Genomic DNA, 21,345 nt, shown 5'->3' with positions numbered 1-21,345 from the left:
CACCCCGGCCCCGCTCAAGTCCCTGACGGGCCGCGTCAACTCGCTGTGGCGGTACACGGAGTGCCTGCCCCTGCCGGCCCCCACGGTCTCGCTCGGCGAGGGACGCACCCCGCTGGTGCAGCTGCGGGAGGGGGTCTCGGCCAAGCTCGACTTCCTGATGCCGACGCTCTCCTTCAAGGACCGCGGGGCGGTCATGCTCGCCGAACTGGCCCTGCGGCTGCGGCCGGGGCGGGTCGTCGCGGACAGCAGCGGCAACGCGGGCACGGCCGTCGCCGCGTACTGCGCCCGGGCCCGGCTGCCGTGCACGGTGTACGTCCCCGAGGGCACCTCCGCCAAGAAGCTGGAGCAGATCGGGGCGCACGGGGCCCGTACCGAGGTCGTCCCGGGCGACCGCGAGGCGGCGGCGTCGGCGGCCCGGGCGGCGGCGGACGAGGAGGGCACGTTCTACGCCTCGCACGTCTTCAACCCGTACTTCCTGCACGGCACGAAGACGTACGTCCACGAGGTGTGGGAGGAGCTGGGCGGACGGCTCCCGGAGGTGCTGGTCGTCCCGGTGGGGAACGGCACGCTGCTGCTCGGCGCGGCACTGGCCGTCGCCGAACTGCACGCGGCGGGCCTGATCGACCGCAGGCCCGCCCTGTACGCGGTCCAGTCGGCCGCCGTCGCCCCGCTGGCCCACGCCTGGCAGGAGGGCGCTGACGACCTGGTCGGGGTCACCCCGGCGGCCCCCACGTACGCCGAGGGCATCGCGATCCCCCGTCCGCCGAGGGCACGCCAGATCCTGCGGGCGGTCCGCGAGTCCGGCGGCACGTTCCTCACGGTGACGGAGGACCAGCTCCGCCACGCCCAGACGGACCTGGCCTCCCAGGGCCTGTACGTGGAATCGACAGCAGCGGCATGCTGGGCGGCAATCCGCGACTCCCCCCTCCGGCAGCCGCAGGTGGACGTGCAGGCGCGGGCGCCGCTCGCCGGGGACCGGGCCCAGCGGCCGGGCGTCCCAGGAGGCGCCGCCGCTCTCGGTGATCTCCGGGGCCACGCCGAACACCAGGCGCACCGCCTCGGACAGGCCGCGGCTGGTGCCCCGTACCCGGTGCAGGAACGCGGCGGCGGCGACGGCGTCCCGCAGCCGGTCCTCGGGCTCGCTGCCGTCGGTCTCGGCGCCCACCCAGCCGGCCAGCCACCGGGTGAAGTCCACCGGCGCGAGGCGCGGGTTGAAGTAGGAGTCCAGGTTGTCGAGGACGGCCAGGATCGGCGCGAGCACGTCGTCGAGCCCGCCGACGAACCGCTGCGCCAGGTCGTCGTCGGCGAACACGGCGGGCAGCGTCATCCCGATCGGCGCGGAGGACCCGAGACCGTCGACGGAGCCCCTCATGTCCGGTCCCCGATCACGCGGACCCGGTGGTCGAAGGAGAAGACCAGCGACGGGGCGTCCAGGTCGATGCGGTCGGTCGGGTCGCCGCGCTTGCCGGTCAGCGGGTCGGCGGGGTGCAGCTGGACCTCGTCGACCAGCTCCACGCCCGGCACGCGCTGCAGGACCGCGAAAACCTCACCGGACTGCACGGGCCGGCCGAAGCGCCAGCCGCGGCCGTCGGCGCCGCCGGTCAGCGGGTCGAGGTGGCGGTACAGGGCGTCGTGCGCCTGGCGGCGGACCCGGTCGGTGTCGGTGCCGCGGAAGGCGTGCACCGTCGCGACCACCGTGATGCCCTGGTAGAAGGGCGGGCCGACCGCCAGCCGGGTGCCGATCAGGCGCCGTTCGTCGAGGTGGCGGGTGATGCGGCGCAACAGGTCGTCGCCGGGCACCAGTTGCTCGAAGCGCAGCCGGCCGCCGGGGTCGGGCACGGCCTGCGGGACGACCAGCACCCGGACCGCGTACGCCCCGTGCTCGCCCTCGTCGCCCTCCAGGCAGGTGATCCTGGCCGTCTCGGGGGCCGCCCGGCGGGCCAGCTCCTCGTAGTCGCGCAGGGTCACCGCCCGCTCCTGGGCGCGCAGGGTGATCGGCGCGCGGGTCTTCGCCTCCTCGACCGTCTCGCCGTCGACCCCGCCGCGCGCGGCCTCCCGGTTGACGACCTCGGAGACGTACGGCACGGACGTGCGCAGCACCTGGACGGCGCCGCGCGCCACGTTCCCGGCCCGCCCGCCGCCGGTGCGGTAGCGCCGGGCGCGGATCACGGAGCCCTTGGGGGCCACCGCCCCGTACTGGCGCAGGGTGCCGTCGGGTTCCCGTACCGCCGGGCCGAAGGAGATGTCGCCGGTCGAGGCGTCCAGGGTGATGTGCCGGTCGTCCGGGGTGGACGCGGCGAACGACGGGACGACCTCCCAGTCGACCCAGCCGTCGTGCTCGGCGGTCTGCAGCAGCACCGGCGGGGTGTCGCCGACGACGGGCGCGTTGGCCAGCCGCAGCCGCTGCCCGGGCAGCCCGGTGGACTCGCCCAGCGCCTCGTCGTGCACGGTCTCCGCGTGCACGGCCGAGGTGGTGCCGCCGAGCGTGAACGCCTCCGCGGACCGCACGGTCGGCGAGGTCGTGTAGAAGGGCTGGCCGGGCAGCGGCTCGGTGACCCGGCAGCGCAGCCAGCCGGCCTCCTGCCCGCCGGTACGGGACAGGATGTGCGCGCCGGGCATGTGCAGGACGACCGCGCCCGGCCGGTTCAGACCGCCCGTGCCGTCCCGGTCGACCTCGCAGACGACCCAGCCGTCCTCGGTCCACGCCTCCCACAGCAGCGGGGGCTGGCGCGGGTCCACGCCGACACCGTCGACCCGGCTGTCCAGCTCCAGCGCGACCGCGCAGTGCGGCACGGCGGCGCTCAGCCCGAGCAGCATGCAGTCACCGGGCCGCGGGGACTCGGTGAAGCACATCAGGTCCTTGCCCTCAGCGAGGTCGGAGGTCCGGTCGGTGCCGGGCTCGCCGCTGCGCTGGACCACGAGGTGACGCAACTCGCAAGGCACGACGGTCAGTTCGCGCTCGGTGGCGAAGACCGCGGCCTCCTCGCTCTCGGTGCGCGTGGTGGCCACCTCGGTGCCCACCGGCAGCAGCACCGGCTCCTCCTGCGGCGCGGACAGCCAGAACGTGACGTCGGTGCGCGCGGCGGAGGGCGGGAAGAGCGTGATGCCCACCAGGTCCAGGAACGCCAGGTGGTTCTTCTCCGGCACCCGGTTGAGCCGGTAGACGATCTGGTCGGCCATGTGGGCGACCGTTTCCACCAGGGTGACCCCGGGGTCGGAGACGTTGTGGTCGGTCCACTCCGGGGCGCGCTGCTGGATGTAGCGCTTGGCGTCGTCGACGAACTGCTGGAAGCGGCGGTCGTCGAGGTTCGGGGAGGGCAGGGCCATCAGCGGTCGCTTTCAGGGGAGTCGCCCGGGCCGATGGCGTCGGGCTCCTCGTGGGAGGGGATGACGTAGAACGGGAAGACGAGGCTGCGCGGGTTGTTGGTGCCGCGGATCGAGTAGCGGACGTCGATGAAGAGCACGCCCTGCTCGGTCTCGGCGCCGGCGGTCACCTCGACGTCGCTCACCTCGATGCGCGGCTCCCAGCGGTCGAGGCTCGTGTACACCTCGTGCTGGATGCGGCCCGCGGTGGCCTCGTTGACCGGGGCGAACACCAGGTCGTGGATGGCGCAGCCGAACTCGGGGCGCATCGGCCGCTCGCCCGGCGCGGTCGCGAGGACCAGCCGGATGGCCTCCTCGACCTCGCGCTCCCCGCTGACCAGGGCGATGCCCCCGGTGGGCCCGATGCGCAGCGGGAACGCCCAGCCGGAACCGACGAACTGCTCGGCCATCAGGGAGCCACCCGCCCTCTCGTCGTCGCCCCGGTCGTCCCGGTCCCGGTCGTTCCGGTTCCGGTCGTTCCGGTCCCGGTCCTGTTCGTCCCGGTCGTTCCGGTCCTGGTCGTCACGGTCCTGCTTCTCCCTCCCGGCGGCACGCGCCCCGCGCAGCTCACGGCCGTCACGGGATCGGGTACGGCTTCTTGTTGACCGTCACGATGCCCATGAGGTCGATGTTGACGGCGCGCATGCCCACCTGGCCGATGGTGTTGATCTGCACGGTGCCCCCCGCGTTCACCGACGCCGCGCCGAGCGCCTTGAGGTTGAGGGCACCCATCGCGTCCACCGTCACCGCGCCGCCGAGCGACTTGAGGTTGACGATCCCGCGGCCCTGGAGGGTGAGCGGCCCGCCGCTCTTGATGCTGATGCTGCGCCGGGCGTTCAGTTCGAGGTCGGTGCCCGCGTCGACGGAGACCGAGGTGCCGCCCTTGATGCTGACGGCACCCTTGCTGTCCACGGTGATCTCGGTCTTGGTGCGGTCCAGGTTGATGACCAGCTTGTCGTTGCCGCTGGCCACCCGGACGCCCTGCTTGCGGGCGCCGGTCTGCTGGCTGAGCAGGTCCACCCGGTTGCCGTCCCGGTCGGACAGGGTGTGCCGGATCGCCTTCTTCTTGAGCGGGTCGTGCAGCGCCACGTCCTTCACGACGGTCGGCTTGTCGACGCCGTTGTAGAGGCCGCCGATGACGAAGGGATGGTCCAGCGCCCCCCGGTCGAAGGCGACCAGCACCTCGTCGCCGACGTCCATCGGGAAGATCCCGCCGCCGAGCTTCCCGCCCAGCTGCACGGACCGCACCCAGTCGCTGACGTACGCGTCGTCCAGCCACGGGAACTGCAGCTTCACCCGCCCCTGCTTGAGCGGATCCTGCACATCCGTGACCAGCGCGTTCGCCACGCTCGGCAGCCGGGGCGCCGTCGCACCGCCGCCCGACGCCAGGCCGAACAGGGAGCGCCACTGCCGGCCGCTGACGTTCACCAGCGTCTCGTAGTGGCTGCCCGCCTGGAAGGTGTGCCGTACGGAGGTGATCGTGTACTTGCCCTCGAAGGGGAAGCCCACGTCGGCGAGGGCGATGGTCACGCCGGGGCGCAGCACCGGATTGCCCTTCACCGTGACCTCCAGCTCGGCGAAGGACGCGGTGATGTCCTCCGCGAGCGAGGCCGCGGCCCGCTTCGCCTCGGGCCGGTCGTCGTACGGGGTGTCGGTCTCGACCAGCTTGGCGGCCTTGAAGGCGTTGGCCGCCTCCTGCGGGGTGCGCCCGATCGCGACGCCCGGGTAGGTCTTCGTGTTCTGGGGCTCGACGACCTTCTTCTTGGTCTTGACGTCCCAGCCGCGCACCTCGGCCTTGTCGACCTGGTCGGCGGCGGTGACGGCGGCCCGGCAGCGCAGGACCTCCTCCCGGCCCCGCAGCACACGGGGGTTGGCCTGGCCGGGGGTGGTGACCGGGGGCGCCGTGGACGCCGGGTCCGGCTTGCCGAACTGGAACTTCCCCTTGGCGTCCAGGGACATGACCATCTGGGCCTCGTCCGCGAGCCGCGCCAGGAAGTCCCAGTCCGTCACGTTGGACTGGGAGATGAACTCGTAGGGCTTCCCGGTGCTTTCGACCTTCCCGACGTCGACACCGTTCATCTTGGCCAGCTTGCGGGCGATGTCGGTGGCCGACTGGTTGGTGTAGGCGGCCACCCTGCGCACCCGCATGAGCCGGTGGCCGGGGTCGTAGCCGCGGACGACGGCGAACGTACCGGTGCCGTCGTAGTCGGCCTCCATGCCGGTGACCTCGCCGGTGAGCAGCGGTGTCGCCGCGCCCTTGCCGTTGGAGACGGGCGCGATGACCACCTTGGAGCCGAACCTGATGTTCAGCTTCTTGAGCACCTCCCGGTGCGGGTCGCGGAAGGTGAGCCGGAACTCGCCGGGCACGCCGGCCCCGAGGTCGACCCAGCCGGCGACGAGCAGGTGGATGTAGTCGACCGGGATCTTCTTGCTGTCGATGGTGACATCGATGATGTTGGAGAAGGACGGTTCGGGCATCAGAGACGCACCTCTTCGGCGGCCGGCAGCACCAGTTCGGTGCCGGGACGCAGCTGCGAGGGGTCGTCGATGCCGTTGTTCTCCGCGATCGCCCGCCACACGGCCGCGTTGCCGTACTCGCGCCAGGCCAGGGACTGCAGGGTGTCCCCCGCGACGACCCGGTGCACCCGCTGCGCGGTGAGCGAGCCCGAGGTCGGGTTCTGGCCCTTGACCGTCGTCGGGACCTCGTGCAGGGACACCCGGCAGGTGGCCCTGATCGGCACACCGGTCGTGCCGAACAGCGAGTAGGTGACGTCCACGGAGGCCACGTACGCGGTGAAGCGGGCCGTGGAGAACGAACCCCACTGGAAGATCACCCAGGGCGGCGAGGGCTGTTTCGCGGCGATGCTCTTGGCCGTCACCTCGCAGCAGTCCAGCAGGGACTCCACGTTCTTCAGCACCGCGTTGCTGCTCGGCTTGGTCGAGGAGTCCAGGAAGATCTCGACCGTCATCTCCCGCGGCTCGGGCCCCATGAACTCGGGGACCGTGCCGTTGCGCACCGCCGCGGCCGGGGTGGACTTCCACTGGGCGCGCCGGTTCAGCTGCAGCTGCGAGGGGTTGAAGTCGAAGTTGAACGTCTTGATCAGACCGCCCGGGGTGGTGCTGGAGCCGATGGGCGGTTCGTGGATGGCGAGCGTGGCGCGCACCAGGCTCTTGCCCGCGCCGCCCTTGCTTCCCTTGGCCATGTGGTGTCCCCGCCCTTCAGTCCGTGAACCCGTGGTGCGTGATCTCCAGGACCTCGGTGGCCACGCTCGGGTTGGCCGGGTCCAGGGAGGGGCCCGTCCAGCTCACCGGCAGCACGTCGATCAGCCCCCAGTGCGCCACCTCGGAGCCGTCCGCGCGCAGCGCGGCGATCTGGGCGGTCGGCCGCTTGATGCCCGTGGCCACCGACGAGATCCAGGCCGCGACCTTGGTGGTGTCGGGGGTCAGCGGCCGGGTCAGCCGGATGTTGGAGTACGTGACGCGCGACGGAAGCTGCCAGACGAACCCGTTGCTGCCGCCCTCCTGGCGTTGCTCGATCTCCACCGAGGACGAGAGCCCCTCGCACCCGTTGAAGTACCCGAGGCTCTCGCCGTCGATGGTCAGGGTGAAGAAGATGGTGGAGCCCGGGTCGAGATCGCGGGGCATCGGGGGCGGCCTTTCTGCGGACGTCGGTGGTGCGGGGTCGTGCTCTTGGGTTCCGGTGCGGGTCCCGGCCGCCGGTGGGCGGCCGGGCGGCGGAGGGTCAGCGGCGCGGGTCGCGCAGTCTGCCGATCCGCTCCCGGTCGAGCCGCAGCTCGGTGCGGATCAGCCGGGTGATCCGGCCGATCAGCCGGTGCGTGAGCTCGTCGAGCTGGAAGTCGGTCAGGGAGCGGGGGTCGAACTGCCCCTCGGCGACCGCCGTGTACCCGGGCGGCGGGTCCTTGGGGTCGTCGGGCGGCGACCCGCCCTTGCCGGATCCGGACGACCCGTGCGCCATGGTGCCGGTGGCCGTGACCGGGGCGACGGCCGTGGTGGCGCGGGCGGACGTGGGCAGCGGATTCCGCTGCACGGAGGGTGCGGGTTGGGCGGGCCGGCTCGGAGGTACGGGCGACCGAAACGATCAGAGGGAAAACGCACGCCACGCCGTGGGGCGATATGGACCGCGGTGCTCGCGCTGCTGGCCGGACTGTTCTCCATGGCCCAACTCGCCGGTGCCGACAGCGCGTCCGCGCTGCCGCCGCCTCCCCAGCCGGCCATGAACTGCGACAAGCCGTGGGTGATCATCAATGCCTACGGCACGGCTGAGTACGTACAACCGAACGTGACCACGCCCTACGGATCCGTCGGTGTGAACGACACCTACGTCCGGGCGGTGACCGCGGCGCTCAACGCGCGAGGCGTGCCGAGCAGCGACATCACCGCACGCAATCTGCCCTATCCGGCGTCGGCGGTCGACTGGGACCTGCCGTGGCCACCCTTCCTGGGCAACAACCCGGGGCCCGACGACTACTGGGAGTCGATGGGGAAGGGCCGCGACGAACTGGTCCGCGAGATCCAGTTCTACTCCGACTGCCCGAGCCGCCCGACGCTGGTGCTGATCGGGTACTCGCAGGGCGGTCAGGTGGTCAAGAACGCCCTCGCCGACCCTGCCGTCGCCGGGGACCAGCGGCGTTCCGACTCGGTGGGCGCCGCCATCKCCGTCGGGGACGCGTCCCGCCACAACGGCCAGGTCGGCATGGCGCAGAACAGGCAGATGCTCACCCTCAACCGCGACTACCAGGAGACCACCACCACCATCGACCGCGGCGGACTGATGCAGCGGGTGTCGGTGCCGTCGGTGTTCGCCGGATTCATCGGTGACGGGCGGTACTTCGACGTCTGCCGCACCGACGACCTCGTGTGCAACAAGCCGGGACGCCCCGGCACGGGCAACTGGCTGGCGGAGTTCGGCCTGAGCATCGACGACGGTACGACCAACCCGCCGCACGTCGCCTACCGGGACAACGCCCGGGTGAACGGGAACCCGGTGATCAGGTGGCAGAACGAGCAGGGCAGGCGTGTGGCGACCGACGTCGCCGGCCGTGCCGTCACCGCGGCGGTCGCCCAGCGGAACATCGTCCACCCACCGCCCGAGCCCGAAGTGCCGCCCGGCACCACGCCGGTCGAGATGTGGGCGACCGACGTCAACGTGCGCACGGCCCCGACGACCGACGCCGGGATCACTCATCGGTTCCCCGGTCCCACCACCGTCTACGTGCAGTGCCAGAAACATGCCGAGCCGGTGACGGACGGCGGTGTCACCAACGACGTCTGGTCCTACCTGCCCGTCCAGCACGGCTGGATCAGCAACCTCTATCTGCGCGGCCCCGCATGGATCCCCGGTGTGCCGGAGTGCGCGGGTTCCACGCCCCCGCCCGACCAAGGGCTCTACCACTGCGACATCGGGGGCGACCCCGAGAGCTGGTGCGCCCGGGTGACCGGCATCGACTCCGGATCGTTCCTCGGCATGTACAACCGGCCGGACTACGACCACGGGCGCAGTTCGTCCTACCAGGGCCACAACGGCGACGAGCTCATCGTGCTCTGCTGGACGACGGGAGCGGTCGACGCCGACGGAACGGGCAACCGGTACTGGTTCTTCGCCGACACCGGCGGAGCCCTGCCGGGTGGTTACGTCAACGACCACTACCTGACGACGGGCAGGTTCGCGGACTGGAGCCAGGTCATCCCGCCCTGCTGAACCGCGGCGGATGACACACACACCTACCTGGGGCGGCCGTGCGCGCACGGCCGCCCCAGGCTTGCCCGAAAGAGCGCGGTTTTTAGGAACGATCGTTCTTGACCGATCGTTCCTAAAGCGTCTACCGTGGTGGTCATGGGTAGGCCGAGGTCATTCGACGAGGACGAAGTGGTGCGCGCCGCCGTGGGGTTGTTCGGCGGACGTGCGTATGACGGTGTGTCCGTCGACGACCTCGTCAGCCACCTCGGCCTGCACCGCAACAGCCTGTACAAGACGTTCGGCAGCAAGCGCGGCCTCTACCTGATCGCCCTGCGCCGCCACCTCGCCGACGACGTTCGCCCGCTGCTCGACGCCCTCGCCGACGCGCCGGATGCCGCAGCCGTGCTGCGGCTGATCACGTCGGCCGACCTCGGCCTGCTCCTCCTCGCGACGGTCGACCGCGCGTCGGCCGACGAGGAGGTGGCCTCCGAGGTGGAGGCCGCCCTGGCCGCCGTCGACCGGGCGATCGCCGACGCGCTCGGCGTTCCCGCCGACCTGGCCGCCGCCCTCACCGCCGCCGCGCTGGGCCTTCTCCTGCGCGGCGCCCCCGACGGCGCCGCCACCGCGCTGTCCCGGCAGCTCATCCCCCCTACCTGAAACCCCCTACCTGAAAAGGGAGTCCGACATGGCACTGGTACGCATCGACGGCGACAACCTCGTCGTCGTGAACGAGGGTCTCGACAAGCTCTGGTCCTTCAAGGGCAGCCTGACCATCCCGCTGGCCAACGTCCGCGGTGCGACCGCCGACCCCGGCATCGCCGCCGACCCCAAGGGAATCCGCGCACCGGGCGCCCACGTACCCGGTCTGATCACCGCGGGCACCTTCCATCAGGAGGGTGAGAAGGTCTTCTGGAACGTCAAGAACGCGTCGAAGGCCGTCGTCGTCGAACTCGCCGACGAAGAGTACGCACGCCTGGTCCTCCAGGTGGACGACCCCCGCGCGACCGTCGCCCTGATCGAGAACGCCCTCGCGTGAAACCGCACGGGAAAAGGGACAGGCCGAGTTCCGCGACGTGGCCGCGGCTGTCCTGACGCCGGCCCGGCACCGGGGTGCTGCCGACGCGCGGGTCAGTCGGGCAGTTCCATCCGGAACACCGTCCGTACGTGGGGCCGGCTGCTGACGGAGACGTCTCCGCCGTGTGCCCGCACCAGTTGGCGGACGATGGCCGGCCCCAGCCCCAGCCCGCTGCTCCCTGTCCGTCTGCTGCGGGACGGTTCGGCCCGCGTTCGGCCCGCCAGAAGCGGTCGAACGCCCGGGGCAGGTCCTCATGATGAATACCGCTTCCCGTGTCCTCCACCTCGATCTCGACACCGGCCTCCACGCGGCGGGCGGCGAGACCGACGCGGCCGTGACATCGCCGCGCAACTGCCACGGGTGATCCGTATGCGCGACGGTCCGCCACCACCGGCTACGCGGCCCATCAGGGCTGACCCACGGTGATTCCCCCGGTGCCGGTCACGGGCGGCTGCCTCGGGGCCGCGCTGACAGGCATGCTCGCCGGCGCGTATCCCTCCGTCCGTGCTGCACGTCTCTCGCCCACGGAGGCGCTGACATCCGCGTGACCTGCCTGGTCGCGGGCACGATCACATCGTGGCCGGTCCTCTTCGGCGTGCCGTTCTCGCGGCTCCGATAACGCTCGGGTGGCGGAATGAACTCGTAACGGTGACCAGGCGTTACGGGGACCTTCTGAGGGACACCGGGAGCGAATGAGTGAAAAGAGAACGGATCTGCCGGTGACCGCCGTGTCCGACATGCACATGCCGGCCCATGGGCCTGAGACGGTCACCCACATACCCGGGACGGCCTCGCGTCGGCCACGCCTGACGCCCGCGGTCGAGCGCTCCCTCGACCGCGCGCGGGCGATCATGCTGCCGACCGCCGTGCTGACCACGGCCACCGCGCTCGTCCTCCAGGCCCTGGTCTGAGGCTGCGGCTGCTGCCGCTGCCGCGGCCTCATCCAGCCGTTCCCGGTCACTCACTGATCCCCCCACCCTCGCCGTCGGCCACAGGCTCGACGGCCTTTCCGTGTTCCGGTCCGGCCGCGGGCTCACGTGCCAGGTCACATGACGTGCGGTCGCGTCTGCCGCACCCCGATCTGGTTGACACGTAAACAGTCGAGTGTCATGGTTTACATGTCAACCAGATCGACGGAGGTGGCCGGATGACCCGTGAAGCGATGCCGCAGCCGCTTCGTCAGGCACACGCTCCCGCGTTCCCCGCCGTCGTACGGCCTGCCGACCGGAGATGACGACTCGTCACCCGACCGGCGGGGACGCCGCGCAGCCTGCCCGGTGGCGAAGGTTCCGCCTGCTCCTTGCGCACCGCGCACCGTCACGCCCCTACGAGCGAAAGCGCTGCAAGAAGTGAATACGACGGACGTTTCGCAGATCGAGTTCGGTATCGACAGCTTCGGGGACCGCCCTCGTGACGACCGGGGAGAGGTCGTCACGCACGCGCAGGCGATCCGGGCCGCCGTGGCCGAGGCGGTCCTCGCCGACGAGGTCGGTATCGATGTGGTGGCGTTGGGTGAGCACCACCGGCCCGAATACGCGATCTCCAGCCCCGAGACGGTACTGGCGGGGATCGCCACGGCCACGAAGCGCATCCGGCTCGCCTCAGGTGTGACGGTGCTGTCCTCGGACGATCCGGTGCGCGTGTTCCAGCGGTTCGCCACGGTGGACGCGCTGTCCGGCGGCCGCGCCGAGGTGATTCTCGGACGGGGCTCCTTCACCGAGTCGTTCCCCCTGTTCGGGTACGACCTGAAGGACTACGAGGTGCTGTTCGAGGAGAAGGTCGACCTGTTCCACCGGCTCCTGGACGAGAAGCCGGTCACCTGGAAGGGCACCACGCGCGCCGCCCTGCACGACGCGGACGTGTACCCGAAGACCGATTCGGGCCGGCTCACCACCTGGGTGGGGGTCGGCGGAACACCGAATTCCGTGCTCCGCACCGCTCAGCACGGCTTCGGGCTCATGCTCGCCATCATCGGCGGCGCCCCCGACCGGTTCGCTCCCTACGTGGACCTGTACCGGAGGGCGAGCCAGGAGTTCGGGACGGCCGCCCGGCCGGTCGGGATGCACTCGCCCGGCTTCGTCGCCGCCACCGACGAGGAGGCCAAGGAGCTCTTCCACCCCGGTTACAAGGAGATCCGCGACCGGATCGGGGCGCAGCGCGGTTGGCAGCCGCTGCGCCGGGAGGAATTCGACGCCGAGGTGGACCGCGGGTCGCTGTACGTCGGTTCGGTCGAGACGGTCGCGGCCAAGATCGCTCATGCTGTCCGGGCGCTGGACGTGGGCCGGTTCGACATGATCTACTCCGCCGCTGGCACCGTCTCGGCCTCCGCACGGCTGCGTTCGGTCGAGCTGTACGGCACCCAGGTCATCCCCCGGGTCCGCGAACTTCTGGCCGAGCGGCCCGCGACCACGGCAGGGGCGACGCGATGACCGACCCCGTCACCACGATCGGCATCCTGGGAGCGGGGAAGATCGGCACCGTCCTGGCGCGCCTGGCGGTCGGCGCCGGCTACCGGGTATTGATCTCCGGGTCCGGTGACCCCTCCAGGATCGCGCTGACCACGAAGATCCTCACTCCTGGGGCGACCGCTGTGTGGCCGGCCCAGGCCGCGGACGCCGCCGACGTGGTGGTCCTGGCCCTCCCTCTCGGCCGACACCGCGACCTCCCGGTCCCGCAGTTGGAGGGAAAGCTGGTCGTCGACGCGATGAACCACTGGTGGGAGGTCGACGGCCCCCGCGACACGATCCTGCCGCCCGGTGTCTCGTCGAGTGAAGCCGTCCAGCGGTTCCTGCCGGGCGCCCGTGTGGTGAAGGCCTTCAACCACATGGGCTACCACGACCTCGAAGACGAGGCCCGTTCGCCGGGCAGCGACCGGCGCAAGGCCATCGCGGTCGCCGGTGACGCGCCCGATGACCTGGACATCGTGTCCGTGCTGGTCGACAGGCTCGGATTCGACCCACTCGTCATCGGCGACCTCGCGACGGGCATCCGGCTTGAGCCCGGAACCCCCGCCTTCGGGGCCGACGTGGAAATCGACCAGCTCCGCACGCTGACCGGCAGCCCCGCTCCCACAGCACTTTTCGAGGACGCGTAACGCACCGGAAGCACCGCGGCCGAACCGGAAGACCGCGGCCACGCCATGACGCTCTCCCGAGAAGGACAGCCGGATGACGCGAGAAGTGACGGGCAACACCGGTGCGTCGATGACGGTCGAGCTCGATGGGGGCAGCCCCATGAGCTCCTACACCGTCAGACGCGCCGACCGGACATCCCTCGGCACGGCCGACTTCGTCGTCGTGTCCGACGTGCGCGAGGAGCGAATATTTTTCTGCACCGAGGTGTACCAGGATGTCGGCAGACGCGATCTGGTCGAGCTTCTGGTGCGCAAGGCGCTCGCTGACAGCATCCGTGAGAACGTCACCGTCGTGCCCATGTGCCCGATGTTCGCCCGCCATCTGCGGGAGAACGGCGACAGTTTCGTCGCGAGCGGTGGTGTGTTCCGCGAGCCCGTACCCGACGACATGGACGTGATCACGCGCGCCGCGTTCGGCGCGGGTGTCGCGGGTGTCGCGGGTGTCGCGGAGTGAAGATTCCCCTTACGTACGGAGAGCCGGCGGGATACATACCTGAGCTCGCGACCGCGGATCCCGGTCCCGACGCCGGTCGGCGCGGCACGGGAGCCGGCCGCGTAGGGAGCAGGGACTTTCTCTCGAAGTGACGGCGCATGACCGACTGTTCCTGTTGGACCTGAACGAGCTCATGAGGAGGGCGTAATGACGATCGACGTGAGGGACGTGCCCGAGGCGACGCGCTATGAGGCGCGCGTCGAGGGGGAGTCCGAGGTGGCCGGCATCGCGCAGTACATCCGTACGACGGAGCTGATCGCGTTCGTGCACACCGAGGTCGAGCCGGGGCACGAGGGCGGGGGAGTGGGGTCGGCGCTGGCCCGTACTGCCCTCGACCAGGCGGGGCAGGCGAATCTGCGCGTGCTGGCGACCTGCCCCTTCTTCGCGGGCTGGATCGCCCGCCACCCTGAGTACCAGGACTTGCTGTACCAGTCCCGCAGCAGGGTCAGTGACTGAAGAGAGCGACCGAAGAGGTGGACACGCCGCAAGGTCCGCGTGCCGAGGTCAGGGCCGTGTTGTGCGGCTGCGGGCAGAGCGGTCTTCAGCCGTACTGCGACCACGCGGGGTCCTGCGGGCGGTGACCTGCCTGCGTCTGCCTCTGCGCCGGCCGCGGTTCCAGCGGCCGTTCCAGCCCGGAAGGGACGCCCGCAGCCGAGCACGGGGCGTGCTGGTAGTTCGCCCTCGTCGTCGTCTCAGGCGGGCGGGACGAGCATCTCCTGAAGGATGCGCTGCAACTCCGTACGGTCCCGCGCGGTGATCCTCGCCAGCCTGCGGTCGTACTCCGTCGCAAGGGCCGCGAGTGCCCGGTCCCGCGCTTCCACACCTTCAGCGGTCGGTACGAGCCGATGGCGCCGCAGGTCCGCGTCGTCGATCTCTCGCCGGACGAACCCCTTGGCGACCAGGTTGCGGACGTAGACCGTCACGGATGCCTTGGGCAGCAGCAGTGCCGTCGCGATCTCGGCAGGGTACGGCGAAGCCTCGACCTCGGCCAGGACGAAGAACTCCTTGGTCTCCAGACCGAGTTCGGCCAGTTCCTGCGCGCAGGCACCCATCACGGCGCTCAGCAGCCGCTGGTTCAGTCTCCACAACTGCGCCCCGTCCACCGTCATGCGGGTTCCCCATCTCCAAGTGGTACAGTTCTGTATTAGTTTCAAACTGTACCAGTAGACATCTTGTACTGGTCGTCCATGGAACGACAACCTCGCGAAGGACGCCACTGTGATCCAGCGCATCATGATTCCGCGTGGGCCCATCGAACTCGTCGCCGACCTCCACCTGCCCGACAACGCCACCGCGCCGCGAACCGTGGTGCTCTCCACGCCCGGCAGCAGCGTGAAGGAGCAGATCGGCGCCAACTACGCTTCCCGTCTCGCCGCGCGCGGCATCGCGGCGCTCGTGTTCGACCCCGCCCATCAAGGCGAGAGCGGAGGCGAACCCCGCGACCTCGAAGACCCCTACCGCCGCGGTGGGGACATCTCCTACGCGATCGACGCACTCACCACGACCGACGGCGTCGACCCGGAACGCATCGGCGTCCTCGGTATCTGCGCCGGCGGTGGATACGCGGTGCACACCGCTCGCACGGACCACCGCATCAAGGCGGTGGGGACGGTCGTACCCGGCAACATGGGTACGTCGTTCCGCGGCTTCCAGCCGGACGGCCCGGTCGCCGCCCTGGACGCCCTGGCCGACGCCCGCACCGAGGAGTCCCGCTCCGGCGAGCTGACCCGGGTGAACTGGCTGCCCGACACCGTGGCGGAAGCCGAGGCAGCCGGTATGACCGACATCGACACGGCGCAGGCGATCACCTACTACCGCACCGGGCGCGGCGGCAACGAGCGCTCCACCAACCTCCGCCTCGCACGCGGCGACGCGCTCCTGCTGGGCTACGACGCGTACCACCTGGTCGACCCGCTCATGACCCAGCCGCTGCAGGTCGTCCTCGCCGGACGCATCGGCAACACCGGCTCCTACGAGTCCGGCATGCGGCTGTGGAAGCTGGCCCCCAACCCGGTCGACCTGATGGTGGTCGACGGCGCGGGCCACTACGAGATGTACGACGAACCGGAGTACGTCGACGCTGCCGTCGACCGCCTCGCGGGCTTCTACGACCGTCACCTGTAGGGCGGGCGGGGGAGCGGGCCGTGTTGTCGTGAGGCTCTGACGGCCCGCCGTCCGACGCTCCAACTGCCTTTCAAGCCAACTGAGTTCGCCGGTGCGGAGGGACGGGGTTCTGGTTGACGTATCAAGTATCCGTGCTTAATGTAGGTGTCACGTCATCCAGTTGAGGCCGGTAGCCGCCTGGTACCCCGGGCCGCCTCTCGTTCGGCCGGCTCGACTTCGGAGCACCTGTGCGCACGCGCGAAGCCCTGTCGGCGTCGCGCCGTCCGAGCGCCCACCATCCGTACCCCGGAGAGGGATTTCATGAGCAAGGAAGCCACGTCCGGACTGCAGGCACTGCTGACGCCCGAGGAGAGCGTCGTCGTCCTGATCGACCACCAGCCGTTCCAGTTCGCCAACCTGCACAGCCATGAACCCACGATGATCCTGAACAACGCGGTCGGCCTGGCCGAGGCCGCCAAGGTGTTCGACGTGCCGACCGTCCTGACAACCGTGCTGGAGGAACGCGGCGGCTACCTCGTCAAGGGGCTGCAGGACGTGTTCCCGGAGCAGAAGCCGATCAACCGCACGCTCATCAACACCTGGCAGGACGAGCGCGTCGTCGACGCCGTCAAGGCGACCGGACGCAAGAAACTGATCCTGGCCGGTCTCTGGACGGAGATCTGTGTCGCGATGCCGGCGATACAGGCGGCGGGCGAGGGCTTCGAGGTCTTCGTCGTCACCGACGCCTCGGGCGGTGCCACGAAGGAAGCGCATGACATGGCCGTGCAGCGCATGGTCCAGGCGGGAGTGGTGCCGATCACCTGGCTGGCCGTGGCGAGCGAGTGGCAGCGCGACTGGGCGCGTGAGGAGACCATCGCGGGCGTGACCGACGTCCTGCTCCAGCACGGCGGTGCCAGCGGCGTCGCCTTCGCCTGGGAGACGCAGCTGCTCGCCGGGGGGCGTGTCGGCAGCGGCGTCTGATTGCGAACGGCCCCTGGGGGATCCGGGGGCCGGTTCGCTGTCCGCCCCTGACGTCCACCCCTGACGTCCGCCCCTGGTGTCCACCCCTGAGCGTCCCGGCGTGTCTTTCGCCGCAGCCATCGCTGTGTCAACCGGTGATCATATGGCCGATTGATGCAAATAGGTGAGCTGTCAACAATTTTGTTAGGATGCGCTCATGGACGCGACGCCACACTGGCTCAGCCCGGAAGAGAAGGCCGCCTGGGACAACTTCATCCGTCTGCAGGAAAAGCTCATCGGACGGCTGTCCCGCTATCTCCAGGCCGATTCCGGGCTCTCCGCCTCCGACTACATCGTGCTCGTCAGCCTCACCGAGAGAGGCGGCGGGCGCATGCGTTTCCTGGAGCTGGCCAAACTTCTGGAGTGGGAGAAGAGCCGCACGTCCCACCAGGTCACGCGTATGACGAAGCGAGGACTCGTGGCCAAGGAGGACTGCCCCGACGACGGGCGCGGAGCCTTCGTCGTCGCCACCCCGGCCGGCTACAAGGCCATCGAGGAGGCGGCGCCCCAGCACGTCGAGCACGTCCGCCGGCTGTTCATAGACGCTTTGACTCCGCATCAGCTCAGCACACTCGGCCGTCTCTCCGGGCGCGTCCTCAAGCACATGGAGAAGCAGCCGGACTGAGCGGACGGAGTTCCTGATTCAGCAGGCGGGGCCCAGCCGCAGGTCGAGCGCGGCACCGACGTCGGGGCAGTTCCTGCGCACGGTGTCGAGGAAGGCACCCAGCGCCGGGGAGCGGTCCCGGTCGGCGAAGGACAGGACCAGGTCGGGCAGCGCCGTCCTCGGGGTCACCTCGCAGAACCGGACCCCCGGTCGCGGGACCGACCGCATGCGGGAGGGCCCGAGGCCCACCCCGATCCCGCAGGCCGCCAGACCCATGATCGTGTGCACGTCCCTGGCCACGGTGGCACCGTCCAGCGCGGCGACGTCCTCGCCCAGCAGGGTGCGCAGCCCGATGACGACGGCGGGCTCGTCCTCCCCGGCGGCCACGATCAGCTGCTGCCGTCGCAACTGGTCCACGCCGATCGACGCCTGCCCGGCATAGGGGTGCGCGCTGCCCACCACGGCGATCAGGTGGTCGTGCCCGACCGGGACCGACACCAGGCGCTCGGCCCCGGCGCCCCGGGGCGGCCCGAGGGTGACGGTCACGTCCAGCTCTCCGGCGACGAGCGCGGCCGTGCTGCGGCGGGACGCCATCTCGTGCAACTCCAGCCGTACCCCGGGCCGTTCGCGGCCGAACCGGCCCAGGACGTCCGGGAGCGGATCGAGCAGCGCGGAGGCGACGAACCCCAGCCGCAGCCGGCCCGTCTCGCCCCGTGCCGCCCGGCCGGCGTCGACCGTGGCCGCCGCCATCTCGTCCAACGCCCGCCGCGCCCGGGCGAGGAACGCCTCGCCCGCGGGGGTCGGGAACACGCCCTGGCGCGTCCGGTCGAAGAGCCGGGCTCCGGTCTCGCGCTCCAGGTCGGCGATCTGTTTGGACAGCGGGGGCTGCGCGATCCCCAGCGCGCGGGCGGCCCGGCCGAAGTGTCCGTGCTCGGCGAGGGCGAGCGCGTACCGCAGATGCCGTGCTTCCAAGACCGCTGCCTCCATACCGGCGAAGTATCGCCGGCCAGCCTTTCATATATCCGCCTGGATCGATCCGTCCTCACCGTCTGGGATGGGAGCCATGCACCCCTCCCCGAACAGCGCGGATCCCGATCTGCACGACACCGTCCTCGTCCTGGTCCACGGCGCCTGGCACGGCTCGTGGCAGTGGGCGGCCACCCAGCGTGCACTCGCCTCTCTCGGGGCCGCGAGCGTCGCCGTCGACCTGCCGGGGCACGGCTTCGACGCGCCCCTGCCCAGTGGCTACCTGCTGCCCGGCCGCCCCGGTCTGCTGACCGAGAGGTCGCGGCTCGCCGACGTGACGATGGACGACTGCGCCGACGCCGTCCTGGACACGCTGCGCCGGGTCCGGCGCTACCACCGTGTCGTGCTCGTCGCGCACAGCGCGGGCGGCGGTCCCGCCTCGCTGGCCGCGGAGCGCGCCCCCGAACTGGTCGACCGCCTCGTCTACCTCTCCGCGTTCGTCCCCGCCGGCCGCCCCCGCTTCTTCGACTACCTCACCGCCCCCGAGAACGCCACCGCACGCGGACGGATCCTCAACCTGGGTGACCCCGGGGCGCTGGGCGCCGTACGGATCGACCCGCTCTCCACGGACCCCGGCTACCTTGAGGAGCTGCGGCAGACCCACTACCACGACACACCCGCCGACCGCTTCGACCGCTGGCGCTCCGCGCTCAGCCCCGACCTGCCGCTGGCGGTCCCGGCGACCCCCGTCCCCCTGACCGCACGGCGATGGGGCCGTATCCCGCGCACCTTCCTGCGCTGCGCGGACGACCGGGCACTGCCGACGGCCGTACAGGACCTGATGATCGCGGAGGCCGACCGGGCCGTGCCGGACGAGCCGTTCACCGTCCGCACCCTGCCGGGCAGCCACAGCCCGTTCGCCGCCCGCCCGCGGGAACTCGCCGAGGCCCTGGTCCGGTGAACGGCCGACGCCTGCTGCTGCCGGTGCTGCTGAGCGCGACCTTCGTGCAACTGCTCAACGTCACCGTCGCGCAGATCGCCGCTCCGGCCATCCGGTCCGGCCTGGGCTCGGGCCCCGGTGCGATGCAGCTCGTGCTGGCCGGATACACCCTGGCGTACGCGTGCCTGCTCATCACCGCCGCACGGCTGGGTGACCGCTACGGCTACCGGCGGCTGTTCGTGCTGGGCACCGTGGTGTTCACGGCCGGCTCGGTGGCCTGCGCCGCCGCGCCCGGCGCCGGATGGCTGATCGCGGCCCGGCTGGTGCAGGGCGCGGGCAGCGGCCTGGTCGCCCCTCAGGTGCTCTCCCTCATCCGCGTCGGCGTTCCCCCGGAGCGCCGCCCACGGGCCCTCGCCCTGTACGGCGCCACGATGGGCGTGGCCTCGCTGACCGGACCGCTCGTCGGCGGGCTGCTCATCGGCGCCGACCTCTTCGGCCTCGGCTGGCGCACGGTCTTCCTGGTGACCGTTCCGGTGGCACTCGTCCCGCTGGCCGGAGCAGCTCTGTTGCCTCCTGCACGGGGCGGGGACGGTCAGCGCGTCGACCCGGTCGGCGCGGCGCTGGCCACCACCGGCTTCGCCGCCCTGGTCCTGCCGTGCGCGCTGGGGCGGGAGGTCGGCTGGCCCTGGTGGACCTGGGCCTCCTTCGCCGTGTCCGCGGCCGCCCTCACCTGCTTCGTCCGCACGCTCCGGCACCGGCCGGACCCGCTGGTCCACCCGTCGGTCCTGGCGGACGGGACCGCACGGCGGGGCGTGCTGCTGGTGTTCGTCTTCAACGCCGGGGTGCCGTCGTTCACGTACCTGCTCCTGCTGCACCTGCAGTCCGCCCTCGGGTACTCGGCGCTGTCCGCCGCGCTGGTGTCGGCGCCGTTCGCCGCCGCGGCCGTGGTGGGCAGTCGTGCGGCCCCGGCGCTCTCCCGCCGGCTGGGCCCGGCGGTGCTGACGGCCGCCGCGCTCGTCCTGGCGGGTACGGCCGCGGCGCTCGCCCCGCTCGTCGGCACCGGGCCCGGGCGCCGGGCTGCCCTGCCGGTACTGGCGGTGGGCGGCGCCGCGTTCGGCCTCTTCACCGCCGCGGTCTTCGCGCTGGTGCTGGCGGGTGTGCGGGGCGCCGCCGCGCCTTCGGTGTCCGGCCTGCTGCCCACGGCCCAGCAGCTCGGCGGCTCGATCGGGGTGACGGCGGCCGGGCTGGCCTACTTCGCACCGGCCGACGGGGCGAACGCGGCGTTCGCCCACGCCATGGTCTACGAGGCCGCGGTCTTCGCGCTCACGGCGCTGCTCAGCCTCCGTCCGCGGCGGGACGGTCCCGGGCCCTCCTCCGAGGTGGGTTCGTTCCGGCCGCCGKCCCCGACGCGCTCACTGAAGCAGTACGAACCGCCTCTACCCGGCCTGGGACGGCTTCACCGGGTGCTTGCTCATGATCGACACTCGATTGAACGCGTTGATGGTGACCGCCACCCAGATCGCGGCTGAGATCTGGTCCTCGGAGAGAGCCTGTCGGGCGGCCTCGTACGCGGACGCCTGGGACGCGGCGTCCGCCGGATTAGTGGTGGCCTCGGCCAGCGCCAAGGCGGCGCGCTCCGTGGGAGTGAACAGGTCGGTGTCCCGCCATGCGTTCAGGACTCCGAGTCTGCGCGGTGACTCGCCGGCGCGCAGGGCCGCTGCGGTGTGCACGTCGAGGCAGTAGGCGCAGCCGTTGAGCTGCGATACGCGGAGGTTGATCAGTTCCACGGCGGTGCGCCCGAGCCCGGCCTCGGAGGCCGTCGCCCGGACTGCTTCCGAGACCTGCACCAGGGCGTGGAAGGCCTGGGGACTCTGCTTGTCGATGAAGATCCTGCGGGCGGGAGAACTGCTGGCGGAAGAACTACGGGTGGGGGAACTGAGGGCGGGAGAA

23 protein-coding genes and 2 pseudogenes are annotated in these 21,345 nt (G+C 71.2%); 14 read left to right on the top strand and 11 right to left on the bottom strand.

Annotated elements, in window-relative coordinates:
• Nucleotides 1-928: pseudogene (locus FGF04_RS00380) on the top strand (threonine synthase); the annotation flags it as partial.
• On the opposite strand, the pseudogene FGF04_RS00375 reads toward FGF04_RS00380, so the two are convergent.
• From FGF04_RS00375 to FGF04_RS00340, 7 genes and pseudogenes are all read right to left on the bottom strand, one after another.
• Nucleotides 911-1,372, bottom strand: a pseudogene (locus FGF04_RS00375) (phage tail protein); the annotation flags it as partial. The pseudogenes FGF04_RS00380 and FGF04_RS00375 overlap by 18 nt on opposite strands.
• Entirely contained in the window at nt 1,369-3,327 is a 1,959-nt protein-coding gene (locus FGF04_RS00370; protein ID WP_149509139.1) for a putative baseplate assembly protein, read from the bottom strand. The pseudogene FGF04_RS00375 and the gene FGF04_RS00370, both read right to left, overlap by 4 nt.
• The gene (locus FGF04_RS00365) at nt 3,327-3,773 is read right to left on the bottom strand and encodes a GPW/gp25 family protein (RefSeq protein ID WP_149509138.1); all 447 of its coding nucleotides are present in this window, start codon (nt 3,771-3,773) and stop codon (nt 3,327-3,329) included. The genes FGF04_RS00370 and FGF04_RS00365 overlap by 1 nt, the downstream gene beginning before the upstream one ends.
• Nucleotides 3,774-3,939: 166 nt before the next feature.
• Nucleotides 3,940-5,841: a VgrG-related protein gene (locus FGF04_RS00355; RefSeq protein WP_149509137.1), complete on the bottom strand. Its 1,902-nt coding sequence runs from the start codon at nt 5,839-5,841 to the stop codon at nt 3,940-3,942.
• Nucleotides 5,841-6,566, bottom strand: coding sequence for a CIS tube protein (locus FGF04_RS00350; RefSeq protein WP_149509136.1), 726 nt, complete (start codon nt 6,564-6,566; stop codon nt 5,841-5,843). The genes FGF04_RS00355 and FGF04_RS00350 overlap by 1 nt, the downstream gene beginning before the upstream one ends.
• Nucleotides 6,567-6,582: 16 nt before the next feature.
• The gene (locus FGF04_RS00345; protein ID WP_149509135.1) at nt 6,583-7,008 is read right to left on the bottom strand and encodes a phage tail protein; all 426 of its coding nucleotides are present in this window, start codon (nt 7,006-7,008) and stop codon (nt 6,583-6,585) included.
• Nucleotides 7,009-7,105: 97 nt separating this feature from the next.
• Nucleotides 7,106-7,411, bottom strand: a complete 306-nt coding sequence (locus FGF04_RS00340; protein ID WP_149509134.1) for a hypothetical protein — start codon at nt 7,409-7,411, stop codon at nt 7,106-7,108.
• Between the two features lie 96 nt (nt 7,412-7,507).
• Between FGF04_RS00340 and FGF04_RS00335 the strand changes: the two genes are divergently transcribed.
• The 3 genes from FGF04_RS00335 to FGF04_RS00325 all read left to right on the top strand — a co-directional run bounded on the left by FGF04_RS00335 (nt 7,508) and on the right by FGF04_RS00325 (nt 10,097).
• Complete coding sequence (locus tag FGF04_RS00335) at nt 7,508-9,082, top strand: cutinase family protein (RefSeq protein WP_149509133.1); 1,575 nt, start codon at nt 7,508-7,510, stop codon at nt 9,080-9,082.
• Nucleotides 9,083-9,217: 135 nt separating this feature from the next.
• The gene (locus FGF04_RS00330) at nt 9,218-9,718 is read left to right on the top strand and encodes a TetR/AcrR family transcriptional regulator (protein ID WP_149509132.1); all 501 of its coding nucleotides are present in this window, start codon (nt 9,218-9,220) and stop codon (nt 9,716-9,718) included.
• Between the two features lie 28 nt (nt 9,719-9,746).
• Nucleotides 9,747-10,097: a hypothetical protein gene (locus FGF04_RS00325; protein WP_149509131.1), complete on the top strand. Its 351-nt coding sequence runs from the start codon at nt 9,747-9,749 to the stop codon at nt 10,095-10,097.
• A 92-nt stretch (nt 10,098-10,189) separates the two neighbouring features.
• Here FGF04_RS00325 and FGF04_RS41970 read toward each other — a convergent pair whose 3' ends face one another.
• Nucleotides 10,190-10,270: a hypothetical protein gene (locus tag FGF04_RS41970; RefSeq protein WP_408055571.1), complete on the bottom strand. Its 81-nt coding sequence runs from the start codon at nt 10,268-10,270 to the stop codon at nt 10,190-10,192.
• Between the two features lie 558 nt (nt 10,271-10,828).
• On the opposite strand from FGF04_RS41970, the gene FGF04_RS00310 reads away from it, so the two are divergent.
• The 5 genes from FGF04_RS00310 to FGF04_RS00290 all read left to right on the top strand — a co-directional run bounded on the left by FGF04_RS00310 (nt 10,829) and on the right by FGF04_RS00290 (nt 14,218).
• Complete coding sequence (locus FGF04_RS00310) at nt 10,829-11,047, top strand: hypothetical protein (protein WP_149509130.1); 219 nt, start codon at nt 10,829-10,831, stop codon at nt 11,045-11,047.
• A 438-nt stretch (nt 11,048-11,485) separates the two neighbouring features.
• A complete protein-coding gene (locus tag FGF04_RS00305) occupies nt 11,486-12,565 on the top strand; it encodes an LLM class flavin-dependent oxidoreductase (RefSeq protein WP_149509129.1) in 1,080 nt (359 codons plus the stop codon).
• The gene (locus FGF04_RS00300; RefSeq protein WP_149509128.1) at nt 12,562-13,230 is read left to right on the top strand and encodes an NADPH-dependent F420 reductase; all 669 of its coding nucleotides are present in this window, start codon (nt 12,562-12,564) and stop codon (nt 13,228-13,230) included. The genes FGF04_RS00305 and FGF04_RS00300 overlap by 4 nt, the downstream gene beginning before the upstream one ends.
• A 73-nt stretch (nt 13,231-13,303) precedes the next feature.
• Entirely contained in the window at nt 13,304-13,723 is a 420-nt protein-coding gene (locus tag FGF04_RS00295) for an N-acetyltransferase (RefSeq protein WP_149509127.1), read from the top strand.
• Nucleotides 13,724-13,909: 186 nt separating this feature from the next.
• Complete coding sequence (locus FGF04_RS00290) at nt 13,910-14,218, top strand: GNAT family N-acetyltransferase (protein ID WP_149509126.1); 309 nt, start codon at nt 13,910-13,912, stop codon at nt 14,216-14,218.
• 236 nt (nt 14,219-14,454) lie between these two features.
• On the opposite strand, the gene FGF04_RS00285 is transcribed toward FGF04_RS00290, so the two are convergent.
• Nucleotides 14,455-14,871 carry a MarR family winged helix-turn-helix transcriptional regulator gene (locus FGF04_RS00285; RefSeq protein ID WP_149509125.1) on the bottom strand — a complete coding sequence of 139 codons (417 nt, stop codon included), beginning with the start codon at nt 14,869-14,871 and terminating at the stop codon, nt 14,455-14,457.
• 124 nt (nt 14,872-14,995) lie between these two features.
• Here FGF04_RS00285 and FGF04_RS00280 point away from each other — a divergent pair, with 124 nt between their 5' ends.
• The 3 genes from FGF04_RS00280 (at nt 14,996) to FGF04_RS00270 (ending at nt 17,510) form a co-directional block, all read left to right on the top strand.
• Nucleotides 14,996-15,886 carry an alpha/beta hydrolase gene (locus FGF04_RS00280; protein WP_408055570.1) on the top strand — a complete coding sequence of 297 codons (891 nt, stop codon included), beginning with the start codon at nt 14,996-14,998 and terminating at the stop codon, nt 15,884-15,886.
• 300 nt (nt 15,887-16,186) lie between these two features.
• Nucleotides 16,187-16,846 (top strand): hydrolase, encoded by a 660-nt coding sequence (locus tag FGF04_RS00275; RefSeq protein WP_149509123.1) that lies wholly within the window; start codon nt 16,187-16,189, stop codon nt 16,844-16,846.
• A gap of 196 nt (nt 16,847-17,042) precedes the next feature.
• A complete protein-coding gene (locus FGF04_RS00270; RefSeq protein ID WP_149509122.1) occupies nt 17,043-17,510 on the top strand; it encodes a MarR family winged helix-turn-helix transcriptional regulator in 468 nt (155 codons plus the stop codon).
• Nucleotides 17,511-17,528: 18 nt separating this feature from the next.
• Here FGF04_RS00270 and FGF04_RS00265 read toward each other — a convergent pair whose 3' ends face one another.
• Nucleotides 17,529-18,461: a LysR family transcriptional regulator gene (locus FGF04_RS00265; protein ID WP_149509121.1), complete on the bottom strand. Its 933-nt coding sequence runs from the start codon at nt 18,459-18,461 to the stop codon at nt 17,529-17,531.
• 91 nt (nt 18,462-18,552) lie between these two features.
• Here FGF04_RS00265 and FGF04_RS00260 point away from each other — a divergent pair, with 91 nt between their 5' ends.
• Both FGF04_RS00260 and FGF04_RS00255 read left to right on the top strand, forming a co-directional pair.
• On the top strand, nt 18,553-19,416 hold the full coding sequence (locus FGF04_RS00260) for an alpha/beta hydrolase (RefSeq protein ID WP_149509120.1): 864 nt from the start codon (nt 18,553-18,555) through the stop codon (nt 19,414-19,416).
• Nucleotides 19,413-20,924: an MFS transporter gene (locus FGF04_RS00255; RefSeq protein ID WP_235882104.1), complete on the top strand. Its 1,512-nt coding sequence runs from the start codon at nt 19,413-19,415 to the stop codon at nt 20,922-20,924. Before FGF04_RS00260 ends, FGF04_RS00255 begins: the two co-directional genes overlap by 4 nt.
• Here the strand turns inward: FGF04_RS00255 and FGF04_RS00250 are convergent.
• Nucleotides 20,832-21,284 carry a carboxymuconolactone decarboxylase family protein gene (locus tag FGF04_RS00250; RefSeq protein ID WP_235882106.1) on the bottom strand — a complete coding sequence of 151 codons (453 nt, stop codon included), beginning with the start codon at nt 21,282-21,284 and terminating at the stop codon, nt 20,832-20,834. The two genes, FGF04_RS00255 and FGF04_RS00250, sit on opposite strands and share 93 nt — an antisense overlap.
• Between the last annotated feature and the right edge of the window lie 61 nt (nt 21,285-21,345).

The sequence above is a fragment of the Streptomyces apricus genome, assembly GCF_008369065.1.
Lineage (GTDB): Bacteria > Actinomycetota > Actinomycetes > Streptomycetales > Streptomycetaceae > Streptomyces > Streptomyces apricus.
Note: the sequence above shows the minus strand (reverse complement) of the source record. Positions and strands in the feature narration are given on the sequence as shown.